Raw genomic sequence first — 22044 nt, forward strand, 5'->3', positions numbered from 1 at the left:
CGCTCAGCTCACCCACAGCTCCAGCGCCGCCGACTGAACATCGAGGTCACCGTCCTCCCGCAGCCGCTCCAGCCGCGCGACAAACGGCGCCGCCCAACCAGAGCGAGGCCCAAACTCGCTCAGCACCCCAAGCGCGAGGATCCGCGCCGCAGCCTCGCTTCCGATCAGCTGATCGATCACCAGCCCCGCCTGCTCGTCCGTCCACGCGCGCGCGCCAAGCCGCGCGGCCGCGCTGACGGGCGCCTCGAGCAACAGCGCACACCGAGCCGTGGGCGCGGCCGCGACCAGCTCGATCACCACCGCGCCAAGTCGATCATTGGACGCCGCCGCGATCCCAAGCCGCGCCCCCGCCAACCACCACCGCGGCTGCGCACACAGCTTGGCCGCGAGCAACTCCAGCAACACGGCATTGTTCGGATGCCGATCCGCACTCAGAGCATCCAGCACCCCCCGCAGGCGTTGGTGCGCCAGCTGGTCGCGCTCCCCGGCGGGCGCGAGGTCGACCTGCGCCGCGGCGATCAGCTGCTCGACCAGCGCGACGCAGATCGCGTGGGTCTTGGGCGAGCGCGCGCCCTGGGCCAGGACCTCCGCCGCGTGTCGCCACGGATCGTGAAGATCCAGCCGCCCCACCACTGCCGCCGCAACTTCGCTCGCGCGCACCGGGGACACGCTCGCCCAACCGCCCGACAGCGAGGTGAACAAGGCCGTGCGAGCGAGCGGGCTGGGATGATCCGCCACCGTCCCCATCACCTCCAAGTACCGGGGCCGATACGCCGCCGGGAGGCTGCTCAGCCCGACCTCGACCACCGCGCGGGCGACGTCTTGATCGTCATCCCGCGCGGCGCTCGTCAATATCTCCCACGCGTCCTCCTGCCCGGGCACCGACCGCGCCGCGTGCAGAGCCGCGATCCGCACGTCCCGGTGCAGCGGCTTGGCCCAGCTCTCACGCAGCAGCGCCAGCGCGGGCGCGGTCGCCAGCTGGCCCAGCAGGCGCAGCGCCTCTTTGTGGACGGTGACCTTCAACCACGGCCGCGCCAACAGCTGCGCGAGCGCGTGGACCAAGCGTTCACGCGGGATCAGCCGGGCCATGCGTGGCATCGCGTACATGGCCACGCGGGCCCGATCTCCATCGAGGTGCTCGAGCAGGATCGGCAGCCCCGGCGCGGCGTCGTCGAGCCACACCAACACGCCCAGCGCGGCCTCTTGCACGTTGACGTCCGTCGACTCGAGCGCGCCGCGTAGATCCGCGATCTGGGTCAGCGGCACGTGTCCGCGCAGCTTCACCAGCGCGGCCCGGGTCTGCGCGAACTGCTTGGGCGAAGCCTCGGCCGCGTCGATCAGCGCGAGGTACTGCTGCTGCAATTCCGTGGTCCACCGACCGAACAGAGCCTCGTTGTGAATCCACGGGATCGTGACGACCTTGCCGTCGTGGAAGCGCCCGCGCGGCGCCTTGCTGGCGAAGCGATCCGCCAGCAAGGTCTGACGGCGGGCCAGGCAGTGATCGAACACCGCGCGCAGGTACAGCGCCGATCGGTCGCGCTTGACCAGCTCGCGGACTCGCTCGTCGCGGGTCTTGGGATCCTCGATCCATCGCTGCGCCGCGTTGCCGGCGTTGCTCTTGTGCCCGTGCCAGATCAGCTCGCTCATCACCGCGCCCAGCTCGGGCACTCGCCACGCGCGCTTGCCCAGCGCCATCCACAGCCGCACCACGTGGGTCTCTTGCTGGCGCTTGTTGGCGGCCTCGATCCACGGCCACAGCACCGCGAAGATCGCCCGCTCGGCCCCGCGCGGCAGGTTGTGATACAGGCGCGGCAGATCCAGGGTGCCGCCCTGTCCGGCCAGCCGCTCCAAGATGCTCACGCCCAGCGAGAACATCGGCGAGTCGGGCGCGCTCGCGTGGGCACACAGCAATCGTTGGGCCAGGCGCGCGGCCTTGGACCGGGTCGCCCACGAGGTGTCGCGGGCCTCGAAGATCGGCGCGAGCACCTCGTCGAGTGGTTCGGGCTCGTCAAAGCGAGTCGCAGGGATCTCGGCCAGGGCGCCGAGCACAGCCATGCGAACCGGGTCTTGCTCGTTCTTGATCCGCTTCAGCCACGCGAGCGTCTGCGCCATGCCCTCGCGCGAGCCGGCGCTGCTGCGAATTAACGCGACGTGGGCCTCGGCTCGCTCGGTCGCTTGTGCGGCGCGACCCTCGAGCTCGAGCAGGGGGCGGGCGAGCTGGATCCAACGCAGCCCAAGCAGCTCGCGCCGCCAACTTCCGTCGGTCTGTGCGCGGCTGAGCTCGAGCATGCGCGCGGCCTCACGATCGCGCAGCGACAGCGGCAGCCGGGCGAGCAGCGACGTCGGCCACTCGATCCGGGCGAGCTCGAGCGGCGCGACGGCCCGCTCGAACAACTGGCCGCGGCGGGTGTGGGGCATGCAGGACAGCAGCTGGCCCAGCCGCTCGGGAGCCCCGCGCGCCAGCCCCTGACACAGGGGAACCAGGCTCGCGTCGTCGAGCTGATGCACCCGCTTGGCCAGCCCCCGCGGGAGGGCGCTTGCGCAGGTCCAGGCGATCCGCGTGCTCAACCACGCCACGACCCGCGCGGGCGACCAGCACGTCAACCACGGCAACGCAGCGCGCAGGGGAAAAGGCAGGCTGTCGGCGTCGGCGAAGCGGTCGATCCAGTCTGCGAGCGCCTGTGGCTGCGAGCGCGCGAGCTTGGACCACACGCCCACGTCGAAGCGTCGCCAGATCAGATCGGGCCGGGCCGGGTCGGCTGCGAACAGCTGCTCGATCCGAGCGACCAACAGCGTTGGGTGATGGCCAGCGAGCCGGATCCACACCACGTCGGGCCAGGGGTGGTCGAGGCGCGCGGCCACGGCCGGCTCCGCGCACACGGACAGCAGCCTGGCCGCCTCGTCGAAGCGCTCGCGGGCGATCAGGCCATCGACCAGAAGCTCGGCGACTGACGCGCGACTGCGCCGTGCCACCTCGTTGTACACGCGCCGGAGCGTGAGGGTGTCGAGGGTGTCGAGCACGCTCACGGGGATCGCTGGCGCCCCGCGCCCGACCAACTTGGCCGCGCAAGCTCGAACCGAGCGTGAAGAATCCTCGAGCGCGAGCCAAGCCAGCTCCATGTCTTCGCACTGCTCGGCGACATGCAGCGCCAACATGCGTTGGTGGGTATCCCCAGACCACAGCTCGCGCCCGAACGCTCGCGCTTGCGCGGCCGGGAGCGCGCGGGTGTGGGCGACCAAGGCCGCAATTCGCTCGCGGTGATCCAGACCTGCGAGCTGGCGAAGCAACACCTCGGTACGCATGCCCGCGAGGGTAGAACAGCGCGCTCGTCCATGGGTCGCTGTCGCGGGACACGGGTCGCTGTCGCGGGAAAAGCCAGCGACGCATGATCCCAGAACTCGCCCGCCGGGGGTTCCTGCGCGAGTCGGCGGCGGCAGCGAGCGAGGTTGCGTGCATGGCGCGGCGTGGCGACTCGGGGATGCGCTCGCGTCGAGTCGGGCTCGCGTGAGTCGCCACTCATGGCGAAGCGCTCGCAGGTGCGACCGGTCCACGCGGTGGCGGGAGCCTGTCCATTGTTTGGATACCCACGATCTGCGATCGGGGCTGGCCAAGTCTGATCAATGACTCGCCTGGCGTCATCCCGCCAAACCCCAGCTCGCGCGCGGCGTATGACAGCGGGTGTCAATGTGCTCGCCACTTTGCCGGTAGCATGGACACCGCCTAGCTTGCGTCTTGCCGATGACGATCGTTGACTACTCCGTCGAGCAGGCGACGAAGGTTGCCGGCCCGGATCCGACGCGTGGCGATCTACACGCCGCGCTTCGGGCCGACGCGCGGGCGCTCGACTTCGTGCTGGACGCGGGCGGCGATGGACTCGCGTACTGGGACTGGGCGCGCGAAAGGGTGTGGTTGAGCCCCTCGCTGTGCGCCGCGCTGCAGACCCCTCGAGACACGGACGCGGAGCACATACCAATGCCCGATCGACGAGCGATCGAGCGCATGCTCGACCATTATCGTGCGCAGGACCGCGACACCGCGAGCCACTACGAGGGGGGGCTGCGATGGCAGCGGTCCGACGGCACGGTGCTCCGCACTCGAGACCAATGTGTGATCGTTCGCGGCGACGGCGTCAACCCCAGCGGGCTGTTGTGCACCCACCAAGTGCAGGCATCCGGCACGGTACAGTTCGGCGACAGCGACAGCCTGAGCCAAATCCTCGAGTCGCTACCTCAGTTTGTGTGGACGTGTCGGCCCGACGGCGTCTGTGACTATTTGAGTCCGCAGTGGGTTCGCTACACGGGCACACCCGCCCACTTGCAACTGGGCTGGAATTGGCTCGAACAGGTCCACCCCGACGACCGCGAGCAGACCCAGGCTAGCTGGCAAGCGGCCGTCGAGGGCCAAGGCGCCTATACGCAAGAGTTCCGTCTGCGAGCCAGTGACGGCCGGTATCGGTGGTTCTCGACCCGGGCTGTGCCGATCTTCGACGGTCACGGGCAGCTGGTGAAGTGGCTTGGAAGCAACACCGATATTCAGGAGCTGCGCGACGCCCAAGACCGACTCGCGCAGATAAATGGTGAGCTCGAGGCCCGGGTCCTCGAGCGCACCACCGCGCTGCAAGAGGCCAACGCACAGCTCGAGATCGCCCAACGCATCTCCCACATCGGAAGTTGGTCGTACTGTCCGGCGACCGGCGAAGTCGAGTGGTCCGATGAGTTGTTCCGCATCCTTGGCCGGTCACCAGGGGCGCCGATTCCGTCGGTTGCCGAGCAGCGCAAGGCGTTCCCACCAGACAGCCTCGCGCGGCTCGATCAGGCGTTGGATCACACCCACGCGACCGGTGAGGACTACGAGCTCGAGGTCGAGCTCATCCGACCCGACGACGAGCGCCGTGTTGCGATCTCTCGCGGACGTCGGGTCCTGGACGCGAATGGACTGAGGATACTGGTCGGCACCTTCCAAGACGTATCCGATCTGGTCTACGCGCAGCGCGACCGCGACTTGTCCGCCGAGCGCCTGCGCATGGCCACGTCAGCGGCGCGGATGGGCGTGTGGGACTGGGATATCCGCCGCGACCAGCTGACGTGGGACGAGCAGATGCACGCGCTCTACGGGCGCTTGCCTGGGCGTGACCCCGGATCCTACGAGACCTGGGCGGCGGCCTTGCACCCCAGCGATCGGGCAGCGAGCGAGGCGGCGGTAAAGGCCGCGATCGAGGGGAGCGGAGAGTTCGACACTGGATTTAGGGTTGTCGGGCCCGGTGACGAGATCCGACATATCCACTCGGTAGGGAAGGTGTTCTACGACGAACACGGCGAGCCATATCGAATGCTCGGTGTCAATCGCGACATGAGCGCCAAGCGCGAAGCCGAGCTGGCGCTGCTCGCCAACAAGCGCTTGCTCGAGCAGTTCGTTCGCTACGTCCCCGCGGCGATCGCAATGGTCGATACGGAGCTTCGCTACATTCAGGCCAGCGCTCGATGGATCCGCGACTATCAGCTCGACGAGGACAACCTCATCGGTAGGTCTCACTACGAGATCTTTCCAGAGACCCCCGCGCGCTGGAAGCAGGTTCACCAACGGGCGCTACGCGGCGCGATCGAGAGCTCCACCGACGACCCGTTCCCACGCGCTGATGGAAGCATGGATTGGTTGCACTGGGAGGTCCGGCCGTGGCACCGGCCCGACGGCGAGATCGGCGGCCTCCTGTTCTTTACCCAGGTGACCACCCAGCGCAAGCGGATGGAGATGCTGCTTCAGCGCCAACGCGACGACCTCGAGCGCAGCAATCGCGACCTCGAGCACTTCGCCTACGCGGCCTCCCACGATCTTCAAGAGCCGCTGCGAGCGGTGGCGGGGTGTGCACAGATCCTTCAGCACAAGTATCACGACGCGCTCGACGAGTCTGCCAATTCTCTGATTGGTCACATTGTCGATGGTGCGGATCGCATGCGCATTCTGATTACGGATCTACTCACCTATTCCAGGGTTTCCTCGCACGGAGCCGATTTTGGGTACGTCGACACCAACGCCGCGCTGGGCCAAGCCCTCACGAACCTGGATTCTGGCATCGCCGAGACTGGAGCCCGCGTCCAGTACGGGGCGCTCCCGCCGGTCAGCGGGGACGCGACGCAGCTGAGTCAGCTGTTTCAGAACCTCATCGGCAACGCGCTCAAGTACCGAAGTGACGCGCCGCCGCGCGTCGAGATCAGCGCCAAGCAAGACAAAGACGACTGGTTGTTCTGCGTGCGCGACAACGGAATTGGCATCGAGCGAGACTATTTTGATCGTGTCTTTGTCTTGTTTCAACGGCTGCACACCCGCGCCGAGTACCCGGGAACCGGCATCGGCCTCGCGCTCTGCAAGAAGATCGTGGAGCGCCATGACGGCCGCATCTGGGTCGAGTCGACGGTCGGCCAGGGGACGTCGTTCTACTTCACGTTGCCCGCGAGTCCATGCGCAGAGCGTGGAGAACACCCATGAAACGAGCACTGCAACGTCAACGCGCGATCGAGATCCTGCTGGTCGAGGACAGCCCCACGGACCGCCTTGTCACGGTGACGGCGATCGAGCAATCGGGGATCCACCACTCGCTGCACGTGGTCGACAACGGGGTCGACGCGATGGCGTTCCTGCGCCGGCAGGGGCGGTTTGAGGCCGCCCCACGGCCGGATCTGCTGTTGCTCGACCTCAACATGCCAAAGATGGACGGGCGCGAGGTGCTGTCGCAGATCAAGCGCGACCCGCTGCTGCGCTTCATCCCGGTCGTGGTGCTCACGACCTCCAGCGCCGAAGAGGACATCACCTGGGCCTACGGCGAGCACGCGAACAGCTACATCACCAAGCCCGTTGACTTCACCAGGTTCAGCGCGGCGCTCGAGACGTTGGGCAAGTACTGGTTCGAGGTCGTGACGCTGCCGCCTGCGTCTGCGTTCGAGGGGATCGTCGCCCCTTCCGCGCCGACGCGCCGCGCGACCGCCAGTCTCGAGCCGCTGCACGTGTTGCTGATCGAAGACAGCGAGACCGACGCGCTGCTGGTTCGAACGGCGCTCGAGTGCTCACAGGGCCGGCAATTTCGGCTCTCCCACACGACGCGGCTGAGCGACGCCGAGCAGATCATTGCGGATGGCGTCGCCGTCGACGTGGTGCTGACGGACCTCGGCTTGCCCGACTCACGGGGGGTGGCGACCTATCGCCGGATCCAGGCCGCCGCGCGCGGGGTCCCCGTGATCGTGCTGACGAACTTCGATGACGAAGCCACCGGGCTCGAGGCCCTGCGCGAGGGCGCCCACGACTACCTGCTCAAGGGTGAGCTCACGGGGCGCGCGCTCCAGCGTGCGGTCCGGTACGCGATCGATCGCAAGGCGATTCAGTCCCAGCTGTTGCAGTCGCAGCGGCTCGAGGCCGTCGGACAGCTCGCTGGCGGCGTCGCTCACGACTTCAATAATCTACTCACGATCATTCAAGCGAACGCGTCGTTCCTCGAGAGCAGCAGCGACCCCCGGGACATCGCAGAGTGCGCCATGGAGATCTCGGCCGCGGCCGAGCGCGGGGCGATGCTGACCCGGCAGCTGTTGGCGTTTAGCCGCACGCAGGTGCTCGAGGCCAACCCGATCGATCTCAACAATGTGGTCGCGTCGACCAGCCAAATGCTGCGCCGTGTCATAGGTGACGTGAATGTCGAGCTGAGGCTTGGCAGCGAGCTGCCGCCGATCCTTGGCGACGTGGGGATGATCGAGCAGGTGCTCATCAACCTCGCCGTCAACGCCCGCGACGCGATGCCCGGCGGCGGCAGGCTCACGCTCGGAACCCGCTACGAGCGGCTCACGCCAAGCAGCGCGAGGACCTTGGACGGCCAGGCCTACGCCGGCGAGTTCGTGGTGCTGGATGTGCAAGATACAGGTGACGGTATCGAGCCGGGGGTGTTGGACCAGATCTGGGATCCCTTCTTCACGACCAAGGCGTCCGGTGTCGGGACCGGGATTGGGTTGACGACCGTCTATGGAATCGTCCAACAACACCGGGGCTGGATTCGCGTTCATAGCAAGATTGACGATGGCACCAGCTTCGAGGTGTATCTACCGGTCTCGTCGCGGCAGCTGACTGAGGCCAACGGCGCGGGGGCGAGCCCGGCGAGCGACACCTCGACAGGCGCAGGCAAGACCGTGCTGGTGGTCGACGACGAGCGCGCGATCCGGGCGTCCGTGACCCGGGTCTTGGCGGCCAACGGATTCTCGGTCATCGAGGCCGACTCTGGTGAGAAGGCGCTGCGCGTGTGGGAGCGGCGGGGGGACGCGATCGACGTCGTGCTGGCCGATCTCACGATCCCCGACGGGATGGGGGGGCGGGAGCTCGCGGATCGCCTGCGCGCGCGCTCGGCCGACGTGCGAATTGTGTTCTCCAGCGGCTACTCCGCGGACGCGATGCTCGTGGAGTTGCAGCTGCGGCGCGGGGTCACGTTCTTGCAAAAGCCGTATAGCGCCGCGCAGCTGCTCGACATCGTCAACGCCGCGTGCGGCCTGGACTCGGACGATTGACCCGGTGGGCCTCGACGCGGCGCACTATCGCGCAGCCGGGCTGGTGGGTGAGTGGGTGGTGAATGGATTGAAGGTCGAGCTCGATGCTGCCATACAGCCAGAGGCCCCGTCCGCCAGAGCTCCCATGCGTCACACCACCAGCCCCCCGCCCTCCAAGTTTGGTCTGTTGCCCGCCCTGCTCACGACCCTGGCCCTGGCCGGATGTGCCGACGAGGGGCTTGACGAGGGTGTTGACGGGTCGAGCGACTTTCGCGGCCTCGAAGACGGCCTGCTGTTGCGCTGGACCTTCGAGGACCGAGTCGGCACGAAGATCACCGATGTGTCGGGCAACAACCGCCATGGCACCCTGCAGGGCGGCTCGTTCGTGAGCTCGCCCTTCGGCGAGGCCGTCAGCCTCGACGGTATCGACGACTATATCTCGTTCGCGGGTCCGCGCGCGCCCTCGCTCTACGGCGGAACCAATGGGAATTTCACGGTCAGCGCGCGAGTCCAGGTCGCGGACCTCGGCAAGTACAACACCCTGTGCGTGGGCTGTGGGCCGCTGTCGGTCATGTACGTCGGCACCGCCGGCTACGGCAAGCGGGTCATGTCGGCGATCTACAACCAGAACACCCAGGGCATGCTGTGGCCGACCTCGTCCGAGTCGCTGCTGCCCGACACCTGGGCCGAAGTGACAATGATCGTCGAGGCTGGCGTGGCCGCGCGCTATTACTTCAATTGCCAGTTCGACTCGCAGCTGGCCAACGCCGGCGTGGGCCTGAAAGATTATGGCTACTCGACGATCGGTCAGGGCGTGGTGGCGGATCGGTGGTTCCAGGGCCAGATCGATGATCTGCGGATCTGGAATCGGGCGCTCTCCGAGGCCGAGCTGACCGAGCTATGCCCAACGCCGCCGCTGCTCGAGCAAGGGCTCGAGCTCAATTGGACCTTCGAGGACCATGATGGCGACCAGATCACGGACATGTCGGGTCACGGACGGCACGGCACGCTGCAGAGCGGGGCGGCGCTCGTCAGTTCACCCGCGGGGCAGGCCGTCAGCCTCGATGGCATCGATGATCGGATCTCGTTCGTGGGGCCGCGCTCGCCCGCGCTGTATGGCGGCGTTGACGGCGACTTTACCCTCAGCGCGCGGATGCGGGTCGCGGACGTCGCCAAGTACAACGCGCTGTGCTACGGCTGCGGGCCCTCACAGGGCCTCTACGTTGGCGACCCCGGCCAAGGCGGGCAGATGTCCGCGGCGCTCAACAACCAAGGTACGCAGGGCCTGCTGTGGGCCGCGACGCCCTATCAAGAGATCACCGCCAACGAATGGACCGAGGTGACGATGGTCGTCGACGGTGGGGTCGCGACCCGCCTTTATGTGGACTGTGCGATGCGCTCGGAGCTGCAGAACCCGGCGATTGGACTGAAGGACTACGGCTATTCCGCGGTTGGGCAGGGCGGGTATCCCAACAGTTGGTTCGGCGGCGAGATCGACCAACTGCGGATCTGGAGCCGGGCGCTGCCCGCCGAGGAGCTGGCGCTGCTGTGCGTACCCAGCCCTTGTGATGGGCCGATCCACGTCAACGTCAGCGCCGACCCAGGCGGCGACGGGAGGTCGTGGGCGACCGCGTTCAACGATCTGCAGGCGGCGATCAACGCTTCGGCGCAGTGCAGCTACCCCGAGGTCTGGGTCGCGGAGGGCACCTACGCGCCAACCCCCGGCGTCCCGGTTGCAACGATCACCGCGCCAATGGCGATCTATGGCGGGTTTGACGGAACCGAAGACGCGCTCGAACAACGCGACGTCGGGCTTCACCCGGTCCGGCTCGGGGCCGACGGCTGGACCTCGCGGGTCGTGGTCATCGAGTCCAGCGCGGTGAGCGAGCTCGAGTCGCTGTGGCTCGATGGCTTCACGATCTCGGGCAGCAGCGCGGGTGCGATCCAGATCACCGCCGCGCTCGCTCCTGAGCCGCCGACCAGCGTGTTCCTTCACAACCTCACGATCACCGGCAATGCCGCGAGCGCGGGCGCGGGCATCCTGACCAGCGGCGCGGGCGGGATCGAGATCGCAACGTCGCACTTTGAAGCCAACTCCGCGCCGCTCGGTGGCGCGATTCGGGCGACCGGTACCTCACTGGACGTGAGCAGCTGTGAGTTCGTCGACAACGACGCCAACCGGGGGGCCGCGCTGCATCTGGGCGGCAACGGTGGCGCGTACAACCTCACGCAGAACGACTTTAGCGGCAACTCGGCCACGACCTGGGGGGGCGCGATCTTCCTCGATGATGATCCGGCTGACCCTGGCTATATGGAGCTCACGATCGAGGGCGGTGAGTTCATTGCGAACGACGCGGTCCAAGGCGGCGGGGCGATCTACGCGGAGGAGTCGACGACGACGATCCAATCGGTCGTGTTCGCCAACAACTTAGGTGGGCGCGGCGGCGCGGTCGAGGTTGCGAACGGCAGCGGGGCCGTCAACCCGGATGTGTTCGAGATCATCGATTGTCGCTTCATCGCCAACCAGGCGACGGTGAGCCGCGGCGGCGGCTTGCTGCTGACGGAGGCCGGGACCACGGTGATCAACACGGAATTCGCGTCGAACATCGCGACGAGCAGCGGCGGCGGCGTGTATGGACGCGGGACCTTCATCCACTCGACCTTCGCCAACAATGCAGCGGCCAGCGGCGCTGGCCTGTACGCGCCTCCGGGGCCCGACATGACAATGCGGCACTGCGCGGCGTGGCCGGATCTGATCGTGGGCCAGGACATCTACATGGGCTGGTCCTGCGGCGCGCCCGAGACCTGGCTGCTGGCCAACGGGCCCGGCGTCATCACCCATCAGACGCCATTTGACCCGGCGGACCTCGATGACGATGGCCGCGTGGAGTACTACTTGCGGCCTGGCACGGCCTGCGCGGACTTTGGCGGTGAGACCCCAGAGTTTGACACGAGCGCGCTGACGACGATGGCCTCGCAGTGCACCGATAGCTCGCCGGTGGACATTGGCGTGCACTATACGCCGCTGTTCGCCGCTGGCGCGTGCGGGTGAGCCCCGCGAGCCCAGATCAGCCGGCCGGGCGCCGCAGCTTGACCTGCAATGCCTCGCGCCGCCTCGCTTGGCCTTTTCGCCGAGGGCTTTGTCGTCAACACTTGCAGTGGGCCCAAGGCCAGCTTGGGGCGTTGGGATCATGCGGGGGGGGCGACCGGATCGCCGACCCTGCGCGGGTAGATGCGCATGGGTCCGTTGTGTTCGCCCAGCTCCTGCAGATAGGTCAGCGTCATCACCCCAATGGCAGCGCAGCGAGTCGCGCGGCGAGGTGATTCCAGACCCGTGAAACCCGTGGGCTTCGACGCAGGTCCGGGTGCGCAACCAGGTATAGCGGCGGCCCAGGAATCACGATCTCGGGCAGCACACGGCGCAGTGGCAGCCCCGTCGCGCACCACGAGGGCACGGCCGCGATGCCCAAGCCGGCGAGCGCCATCGAGACCTGGACGACGCTCGCGTCGCAGCGAATAGCGAAGTCATCGCGGGTGTGCGCGAACCCCATCGCGGCGGCCGCCTCTATCCAATAGGTCTCTCGGTCAAATCCGATCAGATCAAAGTCCGCGAGTTCCGCCATGTCGGCCGGCTCGCCGTGTTGGTCGACATATTGTGGTGATGCATACAGACCCAGCGGGGTGGTGCCAAACAATCGAGTTACCAGCTCGAGCTGGTGCGGGCGGAATTGACGGACCGCGATCTCGGCCTCGCGCAGCAGCAAGTTTACCGCGCTGTCCTCGATGACCAGATCGATCGTGATGTGGGGCTCGTCGATGCGGAGCTGGCTCAACCATTCGGGCGCGAAGTGGATCCCAAACACCCCGCTCATCGTCACCGAGACCGAGCCCTCTTGCTGCTCCGAGAGCCCCAGCGCCTCACGCTCGAAGGTCTTGACCGAGTCGCGCACGGCCACCGCTCGTTCGAACAGCCCCTGGCCTTGGGGCGAGAGGGTCAGCCCTCGCCCCCGTCGCTCGAACAGCGAGATGCCCAGGTTCGCCTCGAGCAGCTTGATGTGTCGGGACAAGGTTGGCTGGCTGATCCCCGAGCGCTGCGCCGCGGCGTGCATGCTGTCGGCCTGCGCCACGAACACGAAGCTTCGCAGCCATCGCCAGTCGAGCTCATCCATGCGCGGCGTCGCGAGCCCGGGTCGATGGGATTGTGATCATTTTTGAATCGCTGAGTTCTGGAAAGTTCGCTGAGCGAGACGCATTTTTGATGCTATCCCCTGCAACAGGTCACCGCTAGCCATGAAACGAAGCCTCCAGCCAGCAACTCTCTCATTTTTGTTTGCCCCGGCCATGATGTTCGCAGCGGCAGCCCTGTCTGGATGTTCAGACTCTCCGGCACCCGTCGCCCAAGCGCAGGCCGTTCCAAGCAACCCACTGAGCGAGGCAACCCCCGTCGATCTCGAGGGGGTGGACGAAGTCAGCGAGGTCCTGGTGGCCGGGCGCTACAGCTACCTGCGGCTGCGCGGGTCATCCCCCGGCGAGTGGCATGTCGTGATGGGGCGCGCGCCCCGGGTCGGTGACAGCGTTCACTACCGGGCCTACGCGGTCGCCAAAAATTTCCACTCGTCGTCGCTTCAGCGTGACTTCGAGCGGCTCCTGTTCACCTCTGTCAAACCCGAAGCTCGAGACCATGATGCCTGACACACACCACGCCATCCCCTCGTTCTGCTTGTCCCTCATTGTATTGTTGCTCGGCCCCGCGCTGGGCTGTGATTCCACTGACCCCAGCGTGTCCGACGATGAATCGGGCGAAGATTCCAATTGTGTGGCAGAGGTGTTTGAAGCCGACGCCACGCTGGATCTGAGCGCGGGCGAGGCCGGCGACCCCAACAACTGGCCCGCATTGCCACCGACCGCGGTGATTGCCAGTACCTACTTGCGCCTCAGCGACGACGCCGACTCCACGCAGTCGTTCGACAGCGTGCTTGGCCCGATCATCGCGGAGCTGATGGCCCCGGCGCCCGGCTTGATGGGCCTCTCGACCTCTGCCTCCGAGGCTTGTGGTAGCCTGCGTACCCTGTCGGCGTGGGAGAGCGAGGAGGCGATGATGAACTTCGTGGTCGGCGAGGCACACCTCGCAGCGATCGGCCAGGTCAGCGTGATCAGCCGAGGTGGCTCGGTCACCGGGAGTTGGAGCGCGAGCGAGCTCGAGAGTGTGAGCTGGGAAGCTGTTGTTGCCCAGTTCGCTGATCACACCGGCCCGGCCTACTGAGCGAGTCAACCTTCGATGAGAAGCCGTACCAGCTCATCGGAGAAGCCCGAGTCCCTATCTCGGCGCAGGAGGGCCAGGTGGAGCGGGTCGACTACGAGTACCGGCGCAACGGCACCGCGAACATCTTCATGATGGTTGGGGCCGTCTCGCCGTGGAGGCATGCCAAGGTGACGAGCCGCCGGAAGACCACCTCGTTTGCGAGCGGGAAGCCCTGAAAGAAGACCTGGTCGATCTGGCCGACCCAGCCGGGCGGCGGCTCGTCGCCGAGGACGCCGGCGGGGTCGAGATCCTTGCGTTTCTCATCGAGCCCTGGCGCGATCCACAGCGCGACGTCGGGCCCCGCGTGCGAACAGGTGGTGGAAGCGATTCGGCGCGGCCACGAACGCGACGCTCCCGAGCGCGTCGAGCTCCTCGCGAAGCTCTGGGGTGCAGCGGATCGGCGAGTGCAGGAGGAGCCGCCCGTCGTCGAGCCGGATCACGGTCATCCGCGCAGCGGTTGCGCCGCCACCCAGAGGTTGGTGTCCAGTGAGGTCAGCATGGAGTGTCACTTTCTCGGCCGCGGGCCTTGGGCTCCTGGCTATGGGACTCGCAGCGAGCAGTCTGCCATGAGCGCATCCGCGGTGACGACGCTGTCGATGACCTCGTCGTTCCACAGGCCCGGCTTGAGTCCGTGCGTCGTGATCAGCGTGACGACGACATCCTTCTTGGTCTTCGTGCGCTGCTTGAAGATCTCGACCTTGGTCACGAGCTCTTTTGCATAGGCCTTGCTCAGCACGAATTCCTCGCTGCAGTACTTCAACTCGCAAAGGTTGATGATCCCGTCCGGGCGATCGAAGAGCAGGTCGACCTGGGCGCCAGACACGTCGGAGCCAGGCCGCGTGACGTAGCGCCAGGTGCCGACCTCGTTGGCCATGCCGTCGATGCCGAGCGCGGCTTCGATCTCCGCCGTGTGCTTGAGGCAGATGCCCTCGAAGGCGTAGCCGGCCCACGAGCGGTACGCGGGGGTGTTCGCCCGCGACATCCAATACCTGGCCCCGCGTGCACCAAACGAAGACGCGGGCGCACCATCCATCCAATCGAGATAGAACAGCGAGAACTCGTCGATCAAGCGGTAGCTCGTCTCCCTCCGCTTTCGTCCGTACGGGACGAAGCGAGCGAGAAACCCCGCGGCCTCCAGCTCGTCGAGGCGACGCGTCAACCTGCCGCCGCTGGCCATGCCCGCGCTCGAGATGAGCTCGTCACGGCTGACCCCGCTGCGCTTGCGAGCGACCGCCCGGACGAGTCGCTCATGCTCGCCCGAGTCGTCGAACAGCGACGCGAACAAGCGCCCGAACTCGTCGCTCAGCGGTCCAGCGCGGTCAAAGCAGAGCTGTCCTATGGCCTGACTCGCCGACACCCCGCGAGGAACCTGAAGCAAGTAGTGGGCGACCCCGCCGAGCGCCATGTAGAGCTCGAGGGTCTGCGCGGTTCCGCGGCGCAAGCCACGGCTGGCGAGGAGCTCCCGGACTTCACTGAGGCGAAACGGCTCGAGCCGGATCCGATGGGTGACGCGGTTGTGGAGCCCCCCCTTGGCGTTGATCAGGCGGTCGATCATGAACGACGCCGCGCTGCCGCAGAGCACCCAGACCAGGTTGGGGAGCTTCGAGAGGCGCGCGTTCCACAGGTGGTCGATCGCCGGCAGGAGCCCCGAGCGATGCGTGGACATCCACGGGAGTTCGTCGAAGAACACGACGACGGGCTCGCTCGGATGGCGGATGGCGGCCGCCTCAACGCCATCTGCGAGCAGCGAGAGCGCCTCGCGCCAGTCGTTCAGCGGTGGGAGTCTGTGGTTCAGAAAGGTCGCCTCGAGCTGTTGCTTGAAGTTGTCGAGCTGTACCGCCTTGGGCGCCGCGTGCTGGCCGATCGCTTCGAAATAGGTGCCCGCCGTCGGCTCGAGGTGCGCGCGCACGAGGTGGGTCTTGCCAACACGGCGCCGACCGTAGATTGCGACCAGCGCGGCCCGATCGACGCGGGCGGCGCTCGACAGAAGCTCGCGCTCTCGCCGACGACCCACGCTCGACTGGTGCGCTCGCGTCATGAGCGAATGGTGGCCATATCTCGTCGGCACGTCAAGATATGGCCGCATTTATTTATATTAGTGGCCATAACTAATCTCCTCTTCGAGATATGGCCACCATTCGCTCATGACAGCCGTCGCCGCCACCCGGAAGCGCTGCGTCAGCAAATCGCCGCGCTGGGCGACGGTCTGCTTGCCGGTCTGCTTGCCGCTCAGCGCAGCACGGATCGCAGCAGCTCGCTGCTCTCGGGGCGGGCCGCGAGCTCGGACAGCTTGTCGTCTGCCCAGCCCCCCACGGGGGCGTCGCGGGCCGCGTAAGTCAGCCCAATGAACATCCGCAGCGCGTCTTCGCTCGTGGGCGGGATCGCGTGCCAGGTGCACTCGTCAACGGCGACGAGGCTGCCGGCCGGGAGCCGCAGCTCGACCTGGCCAGGCCAGCTCGGGGCGTTGGGATCATGCGGGGGGGCGACCGGGTCGCCGACCTTGCGCGGGTAGATGCGCATGGGTCCGTTGTGTTCGCCCAGGTCCTGCAGATAGGTCAGCGTCATCACCCGCTGGGTGGTGTCGACCGCTGGCCACACGCCAGTGCGCCGGTACTGGCCGTCGTTGACCCCGCCGACGTGGGTGTGCCAGGCAAAGAACGGCCGCGATCGATCCGACACCACGCAGCCGGCGATCTCTAGCACCATGTCGCGGCCAAGCGCGCCGCGCAGGGCGGCGATGATGTTGGGCTTGACGATGTCGTTGGCCCAGCGGGGGCGAAGGTGCAAGAGCCGGCGCACGGCCATGCCCGCGGCGCACAGATGGACATCGGGGGCCAGCTCCACGTTGTTGGGGTCGTGGCAGCTCGGGCGACCGACCTGCGCATGGATGCCGTCGATGTCGGCACGAACCGCCGCGACCCAGTCCAGATCATACGCGCGCTCGAACACGGTGTAGCCCTGCTCGATCAGCTGCTGGGTGTGGTCGGCGGCGTCCATGTGGCGGCTGCTTGGCGGCGGCTGCTTAGAGACGATAGCAGCGCGCGCGCGGGCCGAGAAGCTCGACGCCCGCGCCCCCTCGCAGTGAAGTTGGTTTAGAGTCGCCGACGCGTGCTCGAAGCGTCGCTCAGCCCTCGGCGGGTGTTCGAGTTGTTGAGCCCCTCGCTGGCGCTCGACGACGCGGTGTTCGCGGACTACCTGCTGTCCGATTGCTATCGCTTGGATGAGAGCTCGCCGGTCTGCGTCGAGCTGCGCCGCCGCAGCGGTGAGCAGATCGAGATCGACATCGCGCCGGTGCCGGAAGCTGGATCCGATCGGCCCACCCACGAGCTCCCGGCGACCGTCGCCGGGCTGGGTCTGAGCTACCGCCGGCCCGCGTCGAGCGAGCTCGGGCTCGCGGCCTGTGCGGCGCTGGCCCAGGCGCTGCGCTCGAAGCTTGGTGAGGAGCCGCGGCGGTGGACGGTGCTCGCACCTTCGATCGGCGAGCTCGCCGAGTCGATCACCGCAGAGGTCAGCAGCGAGCCCGCGACCCTCGACAGCGAGCCCGATCGTGCGTTGCTGCTGCGTGACTTCGACCATTACGAGCGGCTCTACGCCACGCGGCCCCAGGTCCTGCAGGTCCGCGTCAACGCCGAGCCAGCGGTGGGTGTATCGGTGCACTACCCGGCCGCGCGCAACGGCAGGGTGCCCAACTCCGCGGCTGTGTATGTCGCGTCAACGCGGATCTCCCATCGTCGTCGCATGCGTCGCTACTTCGGCGGGCTCGGCTGCAGCTTCGACGACGAGGGGGTCCCGCGCACGGTCCCGACCGCGCGCACCTACACCAAGGCGCTGCGCGGGCGCCCGGGTCTGGCGACGATCCGGCCCCAGATGATCGCGGGCGTGGGCGCGTCGATGCGGCCGATCCACTGGGGCGTGCTCGTGCGCCGCGGGATGCTGCCGGTCACGGTCGCGCCAACCTGGGCGGTCGAGCTGCATCGGCGCGCCCGTGACGTGCAGCTGCTGGCCAACATCCCCTGCGACGTGGGCATGACCGTGCACGACATGGGCCTGCACGCGCTGGGTCTGCACGCGGTCCCAGCATCCGCGTGGGACGAGCTCGTGCGGCTGGCGCTCGAGCAGGTGCGCGCGCGCCCGCTGAGCTTGCTCGCTGGCCCGTGGGGGGTGCTCGCGCGCCTCGCTGGCTTCTTCGAGGGCCCGGTGACCACGCGCTGCTGGAAGGCGTGGCGCGACGCCGATGAGCCCGAGCAGTTCGAGCGCAGCTTTGCGCCGCACTTCGAGGCGCTGCGCGACCAGCTGCGCGAGCTGTGACTCGGCCGCAGCTCCGGGTGCTTGGCCAGGTGGTAGAGTGCGGCCGATCATGACCAAGTCGGCCAAGCCTCTCTGCGCGCTGTCTCTCGTCACTTCACTCGTGCTGCTGGCGTGCGGGACCGAGCCGGCCGCGCCAGCGCCCGTTGCCAGCACCGCGGTCGAAGATCAGACCGACACCAGCACTGGCACGGACACCGGCGCGGCGGTCGAGCAGGGCGCCCCCAAGATCGCCTCCGACGAGGCGATCTTCGACTTTGGCGCGATCAAGCCAGTCAACGCGATCGATCACGTGTTCAAGATCAAGAACGAGGGCACCGCCGATCTCCACATCGAGCGCGTCCAAAAGACGTGAGGCTGTACTGCAGCCGTCTTGTCGGCGGATGCGATTCCCCCGGGTGGGGAAGGGGAAATCAAAGTCACGTTGCGGCCCAGGGGCAGCCACGCGAAGATCATCAAGCGGGTCGTCGTCCACACAAACGACCCCGTGCAGCCGCAGTTCACCTTGACCATGAAGGGCGAGCTGCTCGTCGACGTCGAGGCTGTGCCGGCTTCCGTCAACCTGCGCGAAGTCAGGGTTGGCGCCCGCGGCTCGGCGCCGTTTGAGCTGAAGCTGAACGAGACCACGAGCGCGAAGATCGTCTCGGTCACCCTCGAGGACACCAAGAACTTCGCGCTGCGGCGCACCGCCGGCGAGCTCGCGGGCAACTCCAGCTACGAGCTGGAGTTTCGCGGCACCAAGCAGGTCGGCATGCTCTCGACCAAGATCAAGGTGGTCACGACCGGCGAGAGCACGCCCGAGTTCTCGATCAACGTCAGCGTCAACGTGGTGTTGAACCTGCGCTACCAACAGAACATTCGCTTCACCCGGCGCCAGGGCAAGCTGCAGAGCCGGGTGCTGCGGATCTCCGCGCGCGAAGGCGACGCGCCGAAGATCAAGAAAGTCCAAGATCCCGACGGGCTGCTCGAGATCGAGGTGCTGGATCCCCAAGGCGCGATGGCCAGCATTCGCACCGAGGTAAATGAGGCCAAGTACGCCGCGCTCGACGACGCGGGCAAGCTCGCGGCGCACAAGCTGATCGTGCTGACCAGCGACAAAGACGAGCCGCGGCTCGAGCTCGAGTACCAGATCATGCCGGAGTCGCGCGTGCCAGGGCCGGGAGGTCCAACGAATACGGCGACTGGCACCGCGGTGACTGGCCCAGCGACCGGGACGGCGGCGCCTGGCAGCGACCCCCATCCGCAGTGAGCCGCCGCCGCCTGAATCTAGAGCGCCAATCAGTTTGAATTCACGACGCCAGGCACATCTGGGGCCGCTCCTGCCGTTGTCGGTCGGCGCTCGCAGTATGCCGGAACGGCCCCAGACGCACCTGACGACGCGACTTCAAACTGATCGGCGCTCTCGGCTACTTGGCCGGCCCGTTGAGCACGCGCAAGCTCTTGACCCCGACCTTTGGCCCCTTGCTCTTCGGCCGCGGCCGAAACGCCTCGGGCCCGACCAGGCCCTTGCGCTGATCGAGCCGCATCCCGCCGGGATCCCGCGCGATCACGGTGTTGACCGCGTCCTTGACCAGCGCCGTCAGGGCCTCGCGCGTGGGCCCGTCGCCAAGGTCGCCCTGCAAGTTGCGGTAGTGCAGATCAAACGACGCGCTGTGGGCCAGCGCGTGCTCGTTTGAGCGGGCGCTCAGCAGAATGTCAACGCGGGTCTCCGGCCCAAGCTCGAAGCGATACACGCAGGCGCGGCGCTGCAAGATGACCTCGCGCAGGCGGGCGTCGTGGCGCTCGGCGACGCCGTCGATCAGCGCGGTCCACAGCGGTTGATCCGTCGCGCTCGCGTCACCCTCACCGGGGCGATCGGAGCCAACCCACAGGCCATACTCGGGCTCGTCCCACTCGCTGGTGCGCGGGTAGGGGACCAGCAGCTGCTCCTCCCAGCCATACTTGGTGATGTAGGGGTGGTGCAGGCCCAGGCACGACTCTGCGTACTCGCACTGGGCCTCGTGGACGCAGGCGAACTTGGGATAGATCTCGTAGAACTCTTCGACGATCACCACGTCGGGCTGGGTGTTGTCCTGGCTGGCTGCGTCGTCGCCAAGCAGGCAGCGGGGCACGTACTTGACGGCGGTCTCGATGCCATAGCCGCGGGCCCGGGCCAGGGCTTCGCGCAGCGCGGGGGCCAGGTCGTCCATGCACGCGAGCAGCTCGCGCTCGTCGGAGTAGTCCTCCATGGGCAGGTAGTTCCACCACTCCATGCGCGTGGGCTCGAACCCCCGCACGGTCTCGACGATGTCGGCGAGGTGCGCTTGGTTGAGGGTCGTGAGCACCGTGTTGGTCATCAGGCACACGCCAAGATCGACCAGGTTGTGCATGCCCGCGATCGCCTCGTCGAAGCTGCCTTCGCGCTGCGAGATGTAGTCTTGGGTCGCGGCGTCGTGGCCGTGCAGCGAGACGAAGAATTCGTCGATCCCGGCGTCGACCAGGCGCTTGGCGAAGTCCTTGTTGGCCAGCAGCCGCGCGTTGGTCTGCAGGCGGATGTGCTCGAAGCTGCCCGACTCGCGGGCATAGTCGACATAGTCGAACAGCCTGCGCTCCATCGTGACCTCGCCGCCCGTGAACGTGACCCGGCGGTAGCGCTTGCTCTCGCGGTTGTCGTCAACGGCGGCCGTGTACAGATCCCACGGCACGCCCTTGAAGTAGTTCATGCCCTCTTGCACGATGCAAAACCGGCAGGCGCTGTGGCAGTGAAAATCCACGGTGACCGTGAGGTCCTCGAAGCGAGTCGGCTCGAATCGTCCTTTGTAGCTCTCCATCAGAAACTCCCGTAGTAGCCCGTCTTGGGGTACACGATTCGGCCGTCGTCTTCGCGGTATTCGATCGCTACATCGAACAGCAGGTGCTCGAGCGCTGCCTGGTTCGCGGTCAGGAATTCGAGCATGGGCGCGGGGTACTCGAAGCGCTTGTAGGTGAACGAGAGCTGCTCGACGCTGACGCCCGAGAAGCACAGGCCGTCGCAGCTGGGCCGCTTGGCCACGTGGAGCCTGCGGCACGCGAACAGCTCGGGGATCATCACGCGGCCGAGCACGCGCGGCCGGGCAGCGAAGTCGACGAACTCGCTGGACTTGATCGCGGGCAGGACCTCGTTGATGTGGCGCTTGGGCTCGCGCAGGAGCTCGCGGCTGACCTGCTCGCGGGTGGTGGCGGTGACCCGGTGGACCAAGGTGTGGGGCGAGTCCGCATCGCGCTCGTGCAGCTCGATCGCTGGAATGCGGCCGCTCGCCATGGTCGACGCGTCAAAGCGCAGACCCAACACCGCGTAGGGGCCGAGCGCGTCGAGACCGGGCGCCACTTCGATCCACGGGCGCAGGGCCGCGCGCAGGCTGTCGAGCACGCCCAGCGCGGCGCCAGGTTGGTCGTTGAGCAGCCGCAGCTCCCACGAGAGCGCGCCGGTCTGGAGATCCACGAACACGCCCCAGATCGATCGGTCGACCCCAAACCGCCGCTGGATCGCGTGCAGCGGATCGTCCCACGCCTCGAGCTGCCCGGCGTGCAGGAGCGAGTGCCACAGCAGGTTCTCGGCGCGGACCTTGTCGGTCAGCGGGCGGATCGGGCGGTACGCTTCAAAGCCGACGTTGATGTGCCGGTCGCGGTTGCTGGCCGGGACCAGCTCGGCGGGGATCGGCAGCGGGGGGTGATCTTGGGGCGCCAACGCAGACAAGGGTACGTCAGCGCGTCCGGTGTGAGTAGCGGTGCGGCACGCGGAGTCGGCGCGGCTTCACGACAACTAGAGAGCGGCTCAGGGGCCAAGAGCGTCCGCAAGCGGGCGAGAAGCCCTCGCCCAAGCTGAAACAGTTCGCTGCCCCGGGTGAACCAGTCTACGAAAGCGTCCGCAAGCGGGCGAGAAGCCCTCGCCCGAGCTGAAA

The 22044-nt window shown here is 67.3% G+C and carries 15 protein-coding genes and 2 pseudogenes; 10 read left to right on the forward strand and 7 right to left on the reverse strand.

Translation table 11 applies throughout. The features are described 5' to 3' along the window. Positions 1-3 precede the first annotated feature (3 nt). Positions 4-3303: a hypothetical protein gene (locus tag DB30_RS20510; protein WP_052551566.1), complete on the reverse strand. Its 3300-nt coding sequence runs from the start codon at positions 3301-3303 to the stop codon at positions 4-6. An 83-nt stretch (positions 3304-3386) separates the two neighbouring features. On the opposite strand from DB30_RS20510, the gene DB30_RS42810 reads away from it, so the two are divergent. The 4 genes from DB30_RS42810 to DB30_RS20525 all read left to right on the forward strand — a co-directional run bounded on the left by DB30_RS42810 (position 3387) and on the right by DB30_RS20525 (position 11569). Further along, positions 3387-3509: a hypothetical protein gene (locus tag DB30_RS42810; RefSeq protein WP_276204368.1), complete on the forward strand. Its 123-nt coding sequence runs from the start codon at positions 3387-3389 to the stop codon at positions 3507-3509. Positions 3510-3739: 230 nt separating this feature from the next. After that, positions 3740-6484: a PAS domain-containing sensor histidine kinase gene (locus DB30_RS20515; protein WP_052551568.1), complete on the forward strand. Its 2745-nt coding sequence runs from the start codon at positions 3740-3742 to the stop codon at positions 6482-6484. Continuing rightward, positions 6481-8538, forward strand: coding sequence for a response regulator (locus DB30_RS20520; RefSeq protein ID WP_052551569.1), 2058 nt, complete (start codon positions 6481-6483; stop codon positions 8536-8538). The genes DB30_RS20515 and DB30_RS20520 overlap by 4 nt, the downstream gene beginning before the upstream one ends. A gap of 124 nt (positions 8539-8662) precedes the next feature. After that, positions 8663-11569, forward strand: a complete 2907-nt coding sequence (locus DB30_RS20525; protein ID WP_146659833.1) for a LamG-like jellyroll fold domain-containing protein — start codon at positions 8663-8665, stop codon at positions 11567-11569. A 232-nt stretch (positions 11570-11801) separates the two neighbouring features. Here DB30_RS20525 and DB30_RS20530 read toward each other — a convergent pair whose 3' ends face one another. Next, on the reverse strand, positions 11802-12686 hold the full coding sequence (locus DB30_RS20530; RefSeq protein ID WP_052551573.1) for a LysR family transcriptional regulator: 885 nt from the start codon (positions 12684-12686) through the stop codon (positions 11802-11804). 121 nt (positions 12687-12807) lie between these two features. Here DB30_RS20530 and DB30_RS20535 point away from each other — a divergent pair, with 121 nt between their 5' ends. The 3 genes and pseudogenes from DB30_RS20535 to DB30_RS42350 form a co-directional block, all read left to right on the forward strand. After that, positions 12808-13209 carry a hypothetical protein gene (locus tag DB30_RS20535; protein WP_146659835.1) on the forward strand — a complete coding sequence of 134 codons (402 nt, stop codon included), beginning with the start codon at positions 12808-12810 and terminating at the stop codon, positions 13207-13209. 88 nt (positions 13210-13297) lie between these two features. Continuing rightward, positions 13298-13780, forward strand: a complete 483-nt coding sequence (locus tag DB30_RS20540; RefSeq protein ID WP_146659837.1) for a hypothetical protein — start codon at positions 13298-13300, stop codon at positions 13778-13780. Between the two features lie 11 nt (positions 13781-13791). Then, positions 13792-13980: pseudogene (locus DB30_RS42350) on the forward strand (IS630 family transposase); the annotation flags it as partial. Positions 13981-14079: 99 nt separating this feature from the next. Here the strand turns inward: DB30_RS42350 and DB30_RS20550 are convergent. From DB30_RS20550 to DB30_RS20560, 3 genes are all read right to left on the reverse strand, one after another. Further along, positions 14080-14265 (reverse strand): hypothetical protein, encoded by a 186-nt coding sequence (locus DB30_RS20550; RefSeq protein WP_052551578.1) that lies wholly within the window; start codon positions 14263-14265, stop codon positions 14080-14082. Positions 14266-14357: 92 nt separating this feature from the next. Further along, positions 14358-15857 (reverse strand): AAA family ATPase, encoded by a 1500-nt coding sequence (locus tag DB30_RS20555; protein WP_052551580.1) that lies wholly within the window; start codon positions 15855-15857, stop codon positions 14358-14360. Between the two features lie 191 nt (positions 15858-16048). Then, positions 16049-16816, reverse strand: a complete 768-nt coding sequence (locus DB30_RS20560; RefSeq protein WP_052551582.1) for a phytanoyl-CoA dioxygenase family protein — start codon at positions 16814-16816, stop codon at positions 16049-16051. Between the two features lie 111 nt (positions 16817-16927). Between DB30_RS20560 and DB30_RS20565 the strand changes: the two genes are divergently transcribed. The 3 genes and pseudogenes from DB30_RS20565 to DB30_RS20575 all read left to right on the forward strand — a co-directional run. Next, complete coding sequence (locus tag DB30_RS20565) at positions 16928-18127, forward strand: hypothetical protein (RefSeq protein WP_052551584.1); 1200 nt, start codon at positions 16928-16930, stop codon at positions 18125-18127. A 49-nt stretch (positions 18128-18176) separates the two neighbouring features. Beyond that, the gene (locus DB30_RS20570; protein ID WP_052551586.1) at positions 18177-18479 is read left to right on the forward strand and encodes a DUF1573 domain-containing protein; all 303 of its coding nucleotides are present in this window, start codon (positions 18177-18179) and stop codon (positions 18477-18479) included. A gap of 12 nt (positions 18480-18491) precedes the next feature. Further along, positions 18492-19373: pseudogene (locus DB30_RS20575) on the forward strand (hypothetical protein); the annotation flags it as partial. A gap of 157 nt (positions 19374-19530) precedes the next feature. Here the strand turns inward: DB30_RS20575 and DB30_RS20580 are convergent. Both DB30_RS20580 and DB30_RS20585 read right to left on the reverse strand, forming a co-directional pair. Next, on the reverse strand, positions 19531-20934 hold the full coding sequence (locus tag DB30_RS20580) for a radical SAM protein (RefSeq protein ID WP_052551590.1): 1404 nt from the start codon (positions 20932-20934) through the stop codon (positions 19531-19533). Then, positions 20934-21830 carry a hypothetical protein gene (locus DB30_RS20585; protein ID WP_052551592.1) on the reverse strand — a complete coding sequence of 299 codons (897 nt, stop codon included), beginning with the start codon at positions 21828-21830 and terminating at the stop codon, positions 20934-20936. The genes DB30_RS20580 and DB30_RS20585 overlap by 1 nt, the downstream gene beginning before the upstream one ends. Positions 21831-22044: the final 214 nt, after the last annotated feature.

The sequence above is a fragment of the Enhygromyxa salina genome (genome assembly GCF_000737335.2).
GTDB lineage: Bacteria > Myxococcota_A > Polyangia > Nannocystales > Nannocystaceae > Plesiocystis > Plesiocystis salina_C.